Here is a 13,710-nt window from a genome sequence, read left to right on the forward strand (position 1 = left end):
TTGATATAAACAAGGCCCGGCCCTGGGCCATGATTTTTGATCTTTCTTACTTAAAGAAATGTCGACCGACTTGGTTAGGAGAACTTTATGCGCTTGCAACTTAACGATGTTGTACAGGAATTCATTGTGTCCAATGGGAGAATAGCCCATAGCTATTTCTCTCTTTCCGAAAAGATCATTGATTCACTGTGCGAATCCAATATCGCCAAAGAGTCGATATTACTGCGACTCCTGGAACAGGCTGAAACGGTCACTGCGCATTATTTCAATGCTCATCAACAAGTCCTTGAAGGCGTTTATGCCAATGGGACCGAAGCTGCCGTCAACAAGAGTGTTCCCGTGCTGGAACCGGTTCATTCGAACCCGACCATACTGGCGCCGACGCCTGTCGTCGAAGCCGCCGCAGCCGTCGAAGAGACAAATGCACTCAGCTACGGGCAATGGTTGCGTGCGGAAATCAGCAAGGTCACCGGCTTCCAGGCACAACAGATCGACTTCGATCAGAGCTTCGAGAGCCTGGGGATCGATTCGCTGGGGCTGGTCGATATTTTCGAATCCCTGGCCCAGCACTTCCCGGAAAAGAAAGACCTGACCTCGCAGCTCTTCGATGCCCCTACCCCAACCGCTTTGCTGGCGCGGCTTGAAGCCGATCCGCAGGCGCCAGCGGTGGACGTCCAAGCGTGGGTATTCGAGCAATTGGCGACCATCACCGGCTTTACGGTCGAGCAGATCGACCCGACACAAAGCTATGAAAGCCTGGGCCTGGATTCGCTGGTGCAGCTGGACTTCCTGGAGTCGGTAGTCGCCATGTGGCCTCAGCTCAAGGCCCACAGTTCCGAACTGGCCAACGCCAAGTTCCCGCAGGCAACCATCGCCCTGATTCAAGCCGCCCTGGCAGATCCCCAGCCGCAGGCGGTGCCTGGCGACGAGCCTTCACCGGCCACGACGGACACTCAAGGGCAGGAAGAGAACCTGCTGCTCAACGCCCTGTCTCCGTTGATCCCGGACACCGCGCAGTCAATCGATATCCAGACGCCGTTCGCACAACTGGGCCTCAACGGCTTTGCCCGAGAAGCGCTCTGCCAATCCATGGCGCAACAGTGCTCTGCCAGCGAGTTTGCCGGTGAAGCGCTGATGTCCCGTCGCACGCCCCAAGATGCCCTGTCGTTGCTCGCCAGGCTGAGCTGACCGGTAACGAGCGACAGGAATGGAATCCGGGTGATCGAACAGGTCACCCAGCTTTTTTTGCGATCAGGGAGACAGGGTATGAGTGGCGCAGTCACAACAACGGGCGATTTTTGCTTCAGCGCGATGGCGGGCGAGTTTCCGGGGGCGCCGTCCACGGATGCGCTTTGGCAGTTGCTCTCGCAAGGGCAGATCGCACCGATCGAATCCATGCCGGCACGCTGGGAACTGGACAAGGCGTCGATCTATTCAAGCACGACCGGGGAAAAGGATCGCATCTACCTGGACAGCGCTTTTTGCCTGACCGACGACGCCTCGACCCCATCACGGCACGAAGGACGACAGGTCGCCATCGGCAAGAAAGTGCTCCAGGCGCTGCTCACCCAACTCGCTGGACAAGGCTCGGCGCTGAACAGGGAGCGCACCGCGCTGGTGGTCGCGACCTCCTGGAGTGACGAGAGCTATTTCGTCACCGGCATGTCCGGAAAAACCGACACACCGCAGGGTTTTACACCGGGCGAACAAGTAGCGGAACTGGCGGCGGCCTTTGCCTTGGGCGGGCCGGCGTTATCGGTAGACACCGCATGCAGCTCGTTCCCCTATGCCCTGGATATGGCCCAGGCGCTGGTCAACAGTGGCCAGGCGGACAACGCGATTGTCATGGCCCTCAACACCGTGCTGCCACCCGCGCTGTTTCTGGGTTTCTCGCAATTGACGGCTTTTTCCGCCCGCGCGCGGATGGAAGCGTTCGGCCAGGACGCCGACGGCATCGTGCCGGGCGAATGTGCGGTGGCCTTTCTGGTCGAACCGGTTGCCCAGGCCCTGACGGCGCAGCGCCGTCCCCTGGGCGTGCTGCGCGCCTTGGGCATGTCCGCCGACGGCGCCGAAGGCTCGGTGTTCGCGCCAGGCAAACAGGCCCAGTACTCGGCCTACCAACGTGCCTATCGCGGCCTCGACCCACGGGACGTGGACTACATCGAGACCCACGGCACCGGTACACCGCTGGGGGACGCAACGGAGCTGGCCTCGCTGAACAGCTTCTTTGCCCCCCATCGTCCGGACGGCAAGAAAATCACCATCGGTTCGATCAAGTCGGTCATCGGCCATCCCCTGGCCGCTGCCGGTGGTGCTTCGCTCGCCAAGGCGTTGATGATACTGCGCCATAAAGGCATCCCCCCGCAGCCCGGTTACAGCCCCAGCACGAAGGTCGACGAGACCTGCCTGCGACTCGCCACCCAGCAGGTACACCCGCTGGAGCAGCGTCAGTCTGCAATCCGCATTGGCATCTCCAGCTTTGGTTTCGGCGGCGCCAACGCGCACCTGGTGGTGGACGAATACATTCCCGCCGACCGCCCTGCCACGCCCCCGGCGAGCGCCAGTGGCGTGGTCATGCTCGACCTTGCCATTGTCGAGGCTGAAGCAGCGCTGGGCAGCCACCGTTCCTTGCAGTCATTCCAGCAGCAACTCGATCAACCCGCCGCCCCCTCGGTCATGTTCCCTTATGGGCGCTTCGTTGATTACACCCCGGCGCCCGGCCAACCGTTGCTGGGCAAATTCCTCGCACAAGACCACGTCATCGATATCGATGGCTTTGGCATGGGTCCCAAGCCATTGGCTCATGTCGACCCGTTCAAGCTGTTGATCACCGATCGCGTCAATCATCTGCTGCGACGCTTGCCAGGCGTGGCCGGTTCGCCCGGCACAGCGATGGTCATGTGCTGCAACATGGGCGGCGAGCGCTTCAGCAATGCCTACAGCAGCGCCCACACCTTCTACTCCCGGGCGCAAGGTACGGCACCGGGCGTCGAGGTGACGGACGTGGCAACCATGCTGCCGAACATGTTGTCCGGCTACCCGGCGCAGATTTTTGACTTCAAGGGTTTCCATCAGACCCTGGTCGGCACGGCCGGACTGTTCTGGCAAACCTTGCTGGCCTCGCCGCAATGGTTCAACGACGGCATCACCACGCTGCTGCTCGGCGCAGGGCGTTTTGTCAGCGGTGAAATCGAGGTCGAGCGCGCCCGGAGCAGCACAATCACGCAAGGTGAAGGATTGGGGCTGATCGCGCTGCGTCGCTATCAACCGGATGCCGCTGACAAACCCCTGCTGGTGATCCGCGCGGCGGTCCTCGCCCACGCTGCCGGCTCGTTGGAAGAAGCTTGCCAACGGCTGGGCAAAGCGCCGAGCGACTATTCGAACGTTGACGTCTGTGAGTTGCAGCCTGCTGCGACGCCTGCCAGCGGATCACTGCAGGAGATGACCGGCTTCCTGGCTGAAGCCAGTGGCATCGAGACCCTGTTGGCGGTGATGTTGAAGGGCGCGACCCATTCAGTGATCGAGGTGCGCGACGCCGGCAAGACGGTGATGTGGCTGTTTACCGAAAAGCTTCGCCAATGGAGCCCGGCGGCGGCCGAAGCCAGCTCGCCCATCAAGCATCCCTTCATGTTGCGCTTTGCCCATTCGTCATCCCACGAACTGCAGCAGGTCATCACGCCAGCCCGGCCTGTCAGCGTGGTTCGCGAACCGCAGAACGATGGCGTCGACGTGCAGCAACTCAGCGACATGCTCACCAGCACCTTGCTCTCCGGGCTTCGCGTGCGAGTTCGCGCCATGGAAAGCCTGTTCGCCCTGCACCGTGGCGACACAACCCAGCGCCCGACGCACTGGCAGCGCAGCGCGGAACATATCGTGATCGCCAACGCCCAGCGCAGCCCACAGTCGCTGTACGCCCAGCTCGTGGTGGATGAAGCGCACCCGTACTTCTTCGATCATCCCCTGGATCACGTCCCGGGCATTTTGCTGCTCGAGGGCGTGCTGCAACTGATCGAACTGGCGATGCCGCCTCTGAGCGGACGGGTCGCCTACATCAAGAGCCTGACGATCAAGTTCCAGCAATACGTGCAGAAGCAGGGCGTGATCGATCTGCATGTCGAGCAAGGCCAGGATCACCAGGTGTTCAATGCCAAGGTCATGCAAGGTGGAAAAGTGATGTGCACCTGCGTCCTGGGGATGGGCTACAGCTCGGCGTTCGAGACATTGCCAGCCAGCGAATTCACCGCCACGCCCTGCCGTAACAAGGCCCTGTTGCACAAGGCCAGGGAGGAGAACGTCATCGTCAGCGAGATGAGCAGCGTCGCCCAGGGCCTGAGCGTGGACACGTTGAAACTGCCGCAGGAACACTTCTTCCAGGCCGGTGATCCCGAGCACTATTCGATGGTGTATTTCCTCGAAGTCGCTCGCCAGTGCTACATGCAGATCGCCCACAGCCATCTGCGGATTCCACTCAATACCCCGATGAATCTGCTGGCCTTGAGCTTCACCCTGGATCGCCCCATCCCCAGGAACAGCCCGCTGTCATTGGCGCCGCAAGCCGGCTTTGATGCGGCGCTCCAGGCCTTCAAGACCAACCGCATCTATATCGACCTGTTCAACCGGGGCGAAAAAATCGGTCAAGCGAGCATTACCGCCCAGGTGCTGAGTCAATCCGCACCGGCGGCCTGAGCATTGAATGGATCTGCCCTCCAGCATGACCGTGCCCCCCACAACCAAGGTGTCGCCGTGAACGATGTCAAAGTGCAAGTCATAGTCAAATCGCCCCCTTCTGAAATCTGGAAGATCTGGAGCAATTTTGCAGAAGCGCCGCTATGGGATACCGACGTTCGCCGGTGTCAACTCGATGGTCCTTTCCAGGCGGGGACACACGGCAAATGTGTCCTCAAGAACGGTTTGAACATGCCACTGAAACTGGAAGCCGTGAGCCTGCACGAAAGCTATCGCAACAGTGCACGGCTGCTGTGGATCGACCTCGAATTCGATCATCAGATGCGCAGGATTTCTCCCGATGAAACCCATGTCATCCATAGCGCGAAAATTTCCGGGCCGTTGAGTTTCCTGTATCGCGCACTGCTGCGCAAAGCGTTGACCGCAGCGATGACCACGGCACTGGACAACCTGTGCAAGCTGGCTGAACAACGGGCCATCGGCGCCCCAGGACACGAGAAAACCGCGACGCCTTTGCACCTCGTGTGAATGCCTCCCGGAAGCACGCGTGCAGAACGCGCCTTCCCGGACTCGCTTTGCTTACTTATCGATAACAGTACATTTCGGATCTAGCATGAACCTACAGAAAGACACCCAGTATCTGCTCATGGCAATCGTTGGCCTGGGGGCCATTGCCCCAGCATCGAGTTTCGCCGACAACCTCGGCCCCTATGTCAGTGGCATGGGTGGCCTGAACTGGGTCTCTAATCAGGACCTGACCCAGAACAACAACGAATTCGTCGAGATGGAATACAATCAACCGCTGCACTCGGGCTACGCCACCGGGCTGGCAATGGGCTGGCGGTTCCCGGTCGGGCTACGACCCGAGTTGGAGCTGAGCTACCGCCGCAACACCATGGACCAGTTCAATAACCGGATCTACGAGGGCGGAAGCAGCATCGAGGGCAAAGGCGAAGAGGAAGCCAGCAGCCTCATGGCCAACCTCTGGTATGACATCTCGAACCTGCCTGCCCCCTTCAGCCGCTTCACACCTTATGTAGGCGGTGGCCTGGGCTACGCGGTGCTGACCATCAAGGGCCTGGAAGCGGGCGGCGTCGAGTTCGGCGGCACCCATCGCGATACCGTCACGGCCTGGCAACTCGGCGCCGGCGTCGCTTACGAGCTCAGCGAGCATTGGTCCATGTCCCTGGATTATCGCTACTTCAAGACCGGCGAAGCGAACTTCGGCAAGATCCAGGGCCTGCCCCCGGCTGATGTGGAAACCGAATACAACGCCCAGTCCTTGATGCTCGGTTTGCGGTACTGGATGTAAGCGCTAGATGGATTGGCGCCTGGCCTTGGCCGGGCGTCGATTTATCATCACGCTGACCTAACACTGCCCTGCGCGAATCAAATTTCTAGATCGACAGCACAAAGCGGCCTCCACCTTCGATTTCCTCGCTACCCCACAGCGCGTCAGGCACAAACCCGCACCGTTCAAGGACCTTCCTTGAGCCGACGTTGCTCTCATAGACATAAGCCACCAGTTGCGTAAGCTCCCAACGCATCCGTGCCGCCTCGATCAGGTGTTTCAGGGCCTGCGTTGCCAGCCCCTGCCCACAAACACGTTGATCAATGCGATAGCCCACCTCGGCGCAACCGAGTGGTGAGTGGATGCTTTTCAGGTTCGCTCGCCCGATGATTCTCCCGCTGGAATCTTCGATCACAAACGGGTGCCAGGCGCCCTCGGCAAAATCGGCCAGATAGCTTTCAATGTGATCGGTGACGCCCGTCCGTGAATAAAAGGCTGGGGCGCGGGCGTCGATATGCGACTCGAACCATTCACGGTTTTGGATCTCGAAGGCCAGCAACGCTTCGACGTCGGTATTCTCCAGCTCGCGAATCCTGAATGGTGTCACTGATTGCTTCTCCCGGGGCTGAAGCGCAATCGTAAGGTCGAGTGATGGTTCATGGCGAGGATTTCTGCTTGAGCGGTCTTGTGTTGGGGCCGCTGCGCAGCCCAGCGGGAGCAAGCTCCCTCGCCACAAAAAGCGACACAGATGCGTCCGAGAGAACAGATAGATGGGGAAATCCGAAAGGTTTTTGTGGCGAGGGGATTCATCCCCGCTGGGCGGCGCAGCAGCCCCAAAAAGCTCAATGCGGTCTGCCTGGAACGCACAGGGCCAAGCTTCAGGGCCGCTGCGCGCCCCAGCGGGGCGGCGCGACGTTTCGCTAAATCCCCTCGCCACAGTTTGGTTCATGCGGGGGAGTTGAATGATTCACTCCTTCCGCAGCCAAACACAACTCCGTGGCGAGGGAGCTTGCTCCCGCTGGGCTGCGCAGCAGCCCCAAAAAGCTCAATGCGGTCTGCCTGAAACGCCACAGGGCCAAGCTTCAGGGCCGCTGCGCGCCCCAGCGGGAGCAAGCTCCCTCGCCACAGGGTTCATTTTGATGGGGACCCTAAACGAAAAATGCTCCGTACCTTTCGATACGGAGCATTTCTTCAAGACTTCCACGGATTGCCAGGTATTCACGCGACGGTGAGTCTCCTGGTTCAATCGCCTGCAGAATTCAGAGGGATTCTGCAGTTCCTATCGGGGAGTCGGAACGGAACCTGCCTGGCGTCCTTCAGGCGTTCTGGTTCCAGGGACGGTCTCCATGTTCGTCCTTGATGCGCGTCGGCAAGCCCATCACATCCAGCGCCTCGAGGAACGCCTCGGCAGGCAGCTCCTCGACGTTGACCATGCGCTGCACATCCCACTCGCCACGGGCTACCAGCAAGGCTGCGGCCACGGGTGGCACGCCTGCGGTATAGGAAATACCCTGGCTGTCAGTTTCGGCGTAGGCGTCCTCGTGGTCGGCCACGTTGTAGATGAACATCTCGCGCGGCTGGCCATCCTTGACGCCCTTGACCAGGTCGCCGATGCAGGTCTTGCCGGTGTAGCCCGGCGCCAGCGAACTCGGATCAGGCAGCACGGCCTTGACCACTTTCAGCGGCACGACTTCCAGGCCTTCAGCAGTCTTGACCGGTTGCTCGGAGAGCAGGCCGAGGTTCTTCAGTACGGTGAACACGTTGATGTAGTGCTCGCCGAAACTCATCCAGAAACGCACGTTGGGCACGTCGAGGTTCTTCGACAGCGAGTGCACTTCGTCGTGGCCGGTCAGGTACAGGTTCTGCGAGCCCACGACCGGCAGGTCGTCGGTGCGCTTGACCTCGAACATGGTGTTGCTGGTCCACTGGCTGTCCTGCCAGCTCCACACCTGTCCGGTAAATTCGCGGAAATTGATTTCCGGGTCGAAATTGGTGGCGAAATATTTGCCATGGGAGCCGGCATTGACGTCGAGAATATCGATCGAATCAATGCGGTCGAAATGCTGTTGCTGCGCCAGTGCCGCATAGGCATTGACCACACCCGGGTCGAAGCCCACACCGAGAATGGCGGTGACGTTCTTTTCCTGGCACTCCTGGAGGTGGTTCCACTCGTAGTTGCCGTACCAGGGCGGCGTTTCGCAGACCTTGCCCGGTTCTTCGTGGATGGCGGTGTCCAGGTAGGCCACGCCGGTATCGATGCAGGCACGCAGCACCGACATGTTGAGAAAGGCAGAGCCGACGTTGATGACGATCTGCGACTCGGTTTCGCGAATCAGCGACTTGGTCGCTTCGACATCCAGAGCGTTCAGTGCAAAGGCCTTGATGTCGGCGGGTTGCTTGAGGCTACCCTTGGCCTTGACGCTGTCGATGATGGCCTGGCATTTGGAGATGTTGCGCGACGCGATAGCAATACGACCGAGTTCGTCGTTGTGCTGCGCGCACTTGTGGGCCACCACCTTGGCGACACCTCCTGCACCAATGATAAGTACGTTCTTCTTCAATTTCTTCATTTCTCCTTCCGCCAGCTCAAGACAGGCTGGACAGATAGTCGTCGTAGACAAACTCGCGAACCACCTCGACGCTGCCGTCGAGCTGCTTCACTACGATGGACGGCATTTTCAGGCCGTTGAACCAGTTTTTCTTGACCATGGTGTAGCCCGCTGCGTCGATGAACGACAGCCGATCGCCGATGGACAGCGGACGATCGAATTGGTACTCGCCGAAAATGTCTCCGGCCAGGCAGGACTTGCCGCACACCATGTAGGTGTGTTCGCCCTCGCTCGGTGCCAGCTTGGCGTCCAGGCGATAGATCAGCAGATCGAGCATGTGCGCCTCGATGGAGCTGTCCACCACGGCCAGGTGCTTGCCGTTGTAGAGCGTGTCGAGCACGGTGACTTCCAGCGATGCACTCTGGGTGATCGCGGCCTCGCCCGGCTCCAGGTAGACCTGCACGCCATATTTTTGCGAGAAGGCCTTGAGCCGTGCGCAGAAGGCGTCCAGGGCGTAGCCCTCGCCGGTGAAGTGAATGCCACCACCGAGGCTGACCCACTCGACCTTATGCAGCAAGTGACCAAAGCGCTCTTCGATAGTGCCCAGCATCTGGTCGAACAAACCGAAATCGCCGTTCTCGCAGTTGTTGTGGAACATGAAGCCGGAGATATGCTCGATGACTTGCTCGATTTTCACCGGATCCCATTCGCCCAAGCGGCTGAACGGTCGCGCCGGGTCGGCCAGCAGGTAATCGGAGCTGCTCACTTGCGGATTGACCCGCAGGCCGCGGACCTTGCCGGCCGACGCCTCGGTGTAGCGCTGCAACTGGCCGATGGAGTTGAAGATGATCTTGTCGCAGTTGGCGAGCATCTCCTCGATCTCATCGTCAGCCCAGGCGACGCTGTAGGCATGGGTCTCGCCAGCGAACTTCTGCCGGCCGAGCTTGAGCTCATAGAGCGACGACGACGTGGTGCCGTCCATGTACTGCTGCATCAGGTCGAACACCGACCAGGTGGCGAAGCACTTGAGCGCCAGCAAGGCCTTGGCCCCGGACTGCTCACGCACATAGGCGATCTTCTGCATGTTCGCCAGCAGCTTTTGTTTGTCGATGAGGTAGTACGGCGTTTTGATCATTTTCGAGGCCTCCGGGCAAGGCGAGCCAAAAAAGGATGCGCATTGTGCCTTCACTCACTGCATATCGAAAGAGCGAAAAGCCCCGTTCACGCAATCACCCTGATCCAGGCCCACGCTTTGCGATAACCGGACGTACCGACTGCCCAGGCGATGAAATGCAGGATGATCGGATAAAGAAGGGGTCGCCGAAGAGGCGTCGATGCTCGAAATCGAGCCGTTGCTGATGGACGGCAATGGGCAACAACCGTCCGTGATCAGTGCTGATGCATCAGGCCATGCAGAACGCCGAACCTCAGGCCCGGCTCGGAAGCAATCATCTGCGAGATACCAAAGACCTTGAATGCCGCCAGCATGATCGCCAGGCCACCGGGCAGGATGCCCAGGCGATGGCTTTGCAAGCCGGCCAGCCTGAGCTGGTCGACATGGCCGACTTCCAGCAACCGCAGCGACAGACGCAACAATCCACCGTAGGTAATGCCGCCTTGCCCAGCATCGTTGAAACCATTGGCCTTGAGCACTTTGGCCAACATCCGCGCCGTACCGGAAGAACCGATCGCCTGCTGCCAGCCCTGGGCGCGATAACCTGCCGCGACTTTTTCAAACTGCAGCACAGCCACTCGCTCCGCCTCCAATAGCGCCTGGGCGGTGATGCATCCGCCCCGAAAGTAACGCGCACCAAAGGTGCCACTGCCGATGGCAATGCTTTCCGTCAGCAGCGGTTGAGCGCCCTGCCCCAGGATCAGTTCGGTCGAGCCGCCGCCGATGTCCACCACCAGCCGCGTGTGCTCGACACCGGGCACCGTATGGGCAACACCGGCATACACCAGCCGGGCTTCTTCATGCCCGGACAGCACGTCGATCCGAAACCCCAGGTGCCGCTCGGCACTGGCCAGGAACAGTTGGGCATTCGCCGCTTCGCGTACGGCACTGGTCGCCACCGCCCGCACCCTTCCAGCTTCAAAGCCACGCAGTTTCTTGCCGAATCGGGCGAGCGCCTGCCAGCCCCGATCCAGCGCCAGCTCGTCCAAAGCCCCGGCCTGCAGGCCCTCGGCCAATCGGACCGGCTCACGCAGGGTCTTCACTTCCTGGATCACCAACTGTCGATTGCGCTTGACCGACTGGCCGATCATCAAGCGGAAGGCGTTAGAGCCCAGGTCAATGGCCGCGAACAGGGGGGCGTCGCCTTTCATAGCGGTGTTCCTTGATTCATCTGCCAGCAGGCACAAGCGCTGCCGGACTTCCCACGATGGTTTGCGAGGATCCTGCCATGGCGTCGATGACACCTGGATGACACTCCCTGTTTTAGCCTACGACGGGCCCATGAAGCACAGATGACCGTCACTACTATGTAACAAAATGCAACTAGCGTGGATGGCGCCTCCACGACCGAGTTTTCCATCATGTTTTCAACCCAGGACACCTTGGTACAGCGCATCCACCGCGAACTGCTCGATCACAGTGACGAAGAACTGGAGCTGGAGTTATCCGAAGACGGGTATGACCTGAACGCCTTGTTCGATGAACACGCCCCGGATAGCAGCGAGAAGGAAATCCGCCGACGGTATTTCAGCGAACTGTTCCGCCTGCAAGGCGAATTGGTGAAGCTGCAAAGCTGGGTGGTCAAGACCGGGCACAAGGTCGTGATCCTGTTCGAAGGACGCGACGCCGCCGGCAAGGGTGGCGTGATCAAGCGCATCACCCAGCGACTCAATCCGCGGGTCTGCCGCGTCGCCGCCCTGCCCGCTCCCAACGACCGCGAACGGACTCAATGGTATTTCCAGCGCTACGTTTCGCATCTGCCGGCGGCAGGTGAAATCGTGCTGTTCGACCGCAGCTGGTACAACCGCGCCGGCGTCGAACAAGTCATGGGGTTCTGCACCGCCGACCAGTACGAAGAGTTCTTCCGTACCGTGCCGGAATTCGAGCGGATGCTCGCCCGCTCCGGCATCCAGTTGATCAAGTACTGGTTCTCCATTTCCGACCAGGAACAGCACCTGCGCTTTCTCAGTCGCATCCATGACCCGCTCAAGCAATGGAAGCTCAGCCCCATGGACCTGGAGTCCCGTCGGCGCTGGGAGGCCTATACCAAGGCCAAGGAAATCATGCTCGAACGCACGCACATCAGCGAGGCCCCCTGGTGGGTGGTGCACGCCGACGACAAGAAAAAAGCCCGGCTCAACTGCATCCATCACCTGCTTGGGCAAATGCCCTATGAAGAGGTGGAACTGCCGGCCATCGAACTGCCGCAGCGGGTGCGACAACAAGACTACTCCCGCAGTCCGACGCCACCGGAGCTCATCGTGCCCCGGGTCTATTAAGGCCAGCCAGGCAGGGACGCCCGGCACCGAGCCTCTCCCTTCCACCGCTCACTGAATCGGATTTCATCATGACAAACCAGACCCTGGTCATGGACTCATCGAGTACCATCGCCCCCAGTTCAAGACCGCAACTCAACCGCAAGCCGAGCGTCATCACCCTGGTGGTGTTTTTCGCCGTACTGGGCAGCGGTTTGCTGTTTACCGCCTACAGCCTGATGCACGACATGAACGAACTCGGCACCGTGGTGACCACCTGGACGCCGTTCCTGCTGTTGGGCGTAGCGCTGCTGATTGCCCTTGGCTTCGAATTCGTCAACGGTTTCCACGACACCGCCAACGCCGTGGCCACCGTCATTTATACCAACTCCATGGCGCCGAACTTCGCCGTGGCCTGGTCGGGCTTCTTCAACTTCCTCGGGGTGCTGCTTTCCAGCGGCGCCGTGGCCTTCGGCATCATCGCCCTGCTGCCGGTGGAACTGATCCTGCAAGTCGGTTCCTCCGCCGGCTTCGCGATGATCTTCGCCCTGCTGATCGCCGCCATCCTGTGGAACCTGGGCACCTGGTGGCTGGGCTTGCCGGCGTCGTCGTCCCACACGCTGATCGGCTCGATCATCGGCGTGGGTGTCGCCAATGCGCTGATGCACGGGCGTGACGGCACCAGCGGTGTGGACTGGGCCCAGGCGACCAAGATCGGCTATGCGTTGCTGTTGTCACCGCTGGTGGGCTTCGGTTGCGCTGCGTTGCTGCTGCTGGCGCTGCGGGCCTTCGTCAAGAACCGCTCGCTGTACAAGGCCCCGGAAGGCAATACGCCGCCGCCCTGGTGGATTCGCGGCATGCTGATCCTGACCTGCACCGGCGTGTCATTCGCCCACGGCTCCAACGACGGCCAGAAAGGCATGGGCCTGATCATGCTGATTCTGGTCGGCACCCTGCCGATGGCGTATGCGCTGAACCGCACCATGCCGGCCGACCAGGCACTGCAATTCGCCGCCGTGGCCGAAGTCACTCAACAAGCCTTGGTCAAAGGCTCACCGTTACCGGCCCCGGCAAATCCGCGAGCGATCCTTTCTGCCTATGTAGGCAGCAAGGAAGCGACGCCACAATTGGTGCCGGCCCTTGCCGCCTTGGCGGGCAGCATCGGTACCGAGGTCAAGGGCTACGGTTCGCTGGCCCGGGTACCCGCAGAAGCCGTGGGCAACGTGCGTAACGATATGTACCTGACCAGCGAAACCATTCGCCTGATGGACAAGAACAAAGTCGGCAACTTCGACGCCGACACCACCGCCAAGCTGCAGCTGTTCAAGCAGCAGATCGACAACTCCACGCGCTTCATTCCGCTGTGGGTGAAAATCGCCGTGGCCATCGCCCTCGGCCTGGGCACTATGGTCGGTTGGAAGCGCATCGTGGTGACGGTGGGTGAGAAAATCGGCAAGACCCACCTGACCTATGCCCAAGGTGCCTCGGCCGAAACCGTCGCCATGCTGACCATCGGCGCCGCCGATATGTTCGGCTTGCCAGTGTCCACGACCCATGTGTTGTCCTCCGGCGTGGCCGGCACCATGGTCGCCAACGGCTCTGGATTGCAGATGCGCACCATCCGTAACCTGGTGATGGCCTGGGTACTGACGCTGCCTGCTGCCATCCTCCTTTCCGGCAGCCTCTACTGGTTGTTCACCAAGCTGTTCTGACCAATGTGGAAGCGAGCTTGCTCGCGATGGCTGTGTGTCAGTC

The 13,710-nt window shown here is 60.4% G+C and carries 10 protein-coding genes; 6 read left to right on the forward strand and 4 right to left on the reverse strand.

Going from position 1 to position 13,710, the window contains the following annotated elements:
• The first annotated feature begins 87 nt into the window (after nt 1-87).
• The 4 genes from AB4Z20_RS02885 to AB4Z20_RS02900 all read left to right on the forward strand — a co-directional run bounded on the left by AB4Z20_RS02885 (nt 88) and on the right by AB4Z20_RS02900 (nt 5,998).
• Complete coding sequence (locus AB4Z20_RS02885; RefSeq protein ID WP_214511824.1) at nt 88-1,188, forward strand: phosphopantetheine-binding protein; 1,101 nt, start codon at nt 88-90, stop codon at nt 1,186-1,188.
• 78 nt (nt 1,189-1,266) lie between these two features.
• Entirely contained in the window at nt 1,267-4,686 is a 3,420-nt protein-coding gene (locus AB4Z20_RS02890) for a polyketide synthase family protein (protein WP_258690989.1), read from the forward strand.
• 72 nt (nt 4,687-4,758) lie between these two features.
• Nucleotides 4,759-5,214, forward strand: coding sequence for an SRPBCC family protein (locus AB4Z20_RS02895; RefSeq protein ID WP_352161043.1), 456 nt, complete (start codon nt 4,759-4,761; stop codon nt 5,212-5,214).
• An 85-nt stretch (nt 5,215-5,299) separates the two neighbouring features.
• Complete coding sequence (locus AB4Z20_RS02900) at nt 5,300-5,998, forward strand: outer membrane protein (protein WP_253473939.1); 699 nt, start codon at nt 5,300-5,302, stop codon at nt 5,996-5,998.
• Between the two features lie 85 nt (nt 5,999-6,083).
• Here the strand turns inward: AB4Z20_RS02900 and AB4Z20_RS02905 are convergent, their stop codons facing one another.
• From AB4Z20_RS02905 to AB4Z20_RS02920, 4 genes are all read right to left on the reverse strand, one after another.
• A complete protein-coding gene (locus AB4Z20_RS02905) occupies nt 6,084-6,584 on the reverse strand; it encodes a GNAT family N-acetyltransferase (RefSeq protein ID WP_442089296.1) in 501 nt (166 codons plus the stop codon).
• Nucleotides 6,585-7,293: 709 nt separating this feature from the next.
• On the reverse strand, nt 7,294-8,538 hold the full coding sequence (locus AB4Z20_RS02910) for a saccharopine dehydrogenase family protein (RefSeq protein ID WP_253478505.1): 1,245 nt from the start codon (nt 8,536-8,538) through the stop codon (nt 7,294-7,296).
• A gap of 25 nt (nt 8,539-8,563) precedes the next feature.
• Nucleotides 8,564-9,661, reverse strand: coding sequence for a carboxynorspermidine decarboxylase (locus AB4Z20_RS02915; RefSeq protein ID WP_058545429.1), 1,098 nt, complete (start codon nt 9,659-9,661; stop codon nt 8,564-8,566).
• A gap of 254 nt (nt 9,662-9,915) precedes the next feature.
• Nucleotides 9,916-10,851, reverse strand: a complete 936-nt coding sequence (locus tag AB4Z20_RS02920; RefSeq protein WP_258690987.1) for a Ppx/GppA phosphatase family protein — start codon at nt 10,849-10,851, stop codon at nt 9,916-9,918.
• A 210-nt stretch (nt 10,852-11,061) separates the two neighbouring features.
• Between AB4Z20_RS02920 and ppk2 the strand changes: the two genes are divergently transcribed.
• Both ppk2 and AB4Z20_RS02930 read left to right on the forward strand, forming a co-directional pair.
• Nucleotides 11,062-11,979 (forward strand): polyphosphate kinase 2, encoded by a 918-nt coding sequence (ppk2, locus tag AB4Z20_RS02925; protein WP_214511831.1) that lies wholly within the window; start codon nt 11,062-11,064, stop codon nt 11,977-11,979.
• Nucleotides 11,980-12,047: 68 nt separating this feature from the next.
• On the forward strand, nt 12,048-13,667 hold the full coding sequence (locus AB4Z20_RS02930) for an inorganic phosphate transporter (RefSeq protein WP_258690986.1): 1,620 nt from the start codon (nt 12,048-12,050) through the stop codon (nt 13,665-13,667).
• Nucleotides 13,668-13,710: the final 43 nt, after the last annotated feature.

This window comes from Pseudomonas sp. KB_12, from assembly GCF_052114545.1.
Taxonomy (GTDB): domain Bacteria; phylum Pseudomonadota; class Gammaproteobacteria; order Pseudomonadales; family Pseudomonadaceae; genus Aquipseudomonas; species Aquipseudomonas brassicacearum.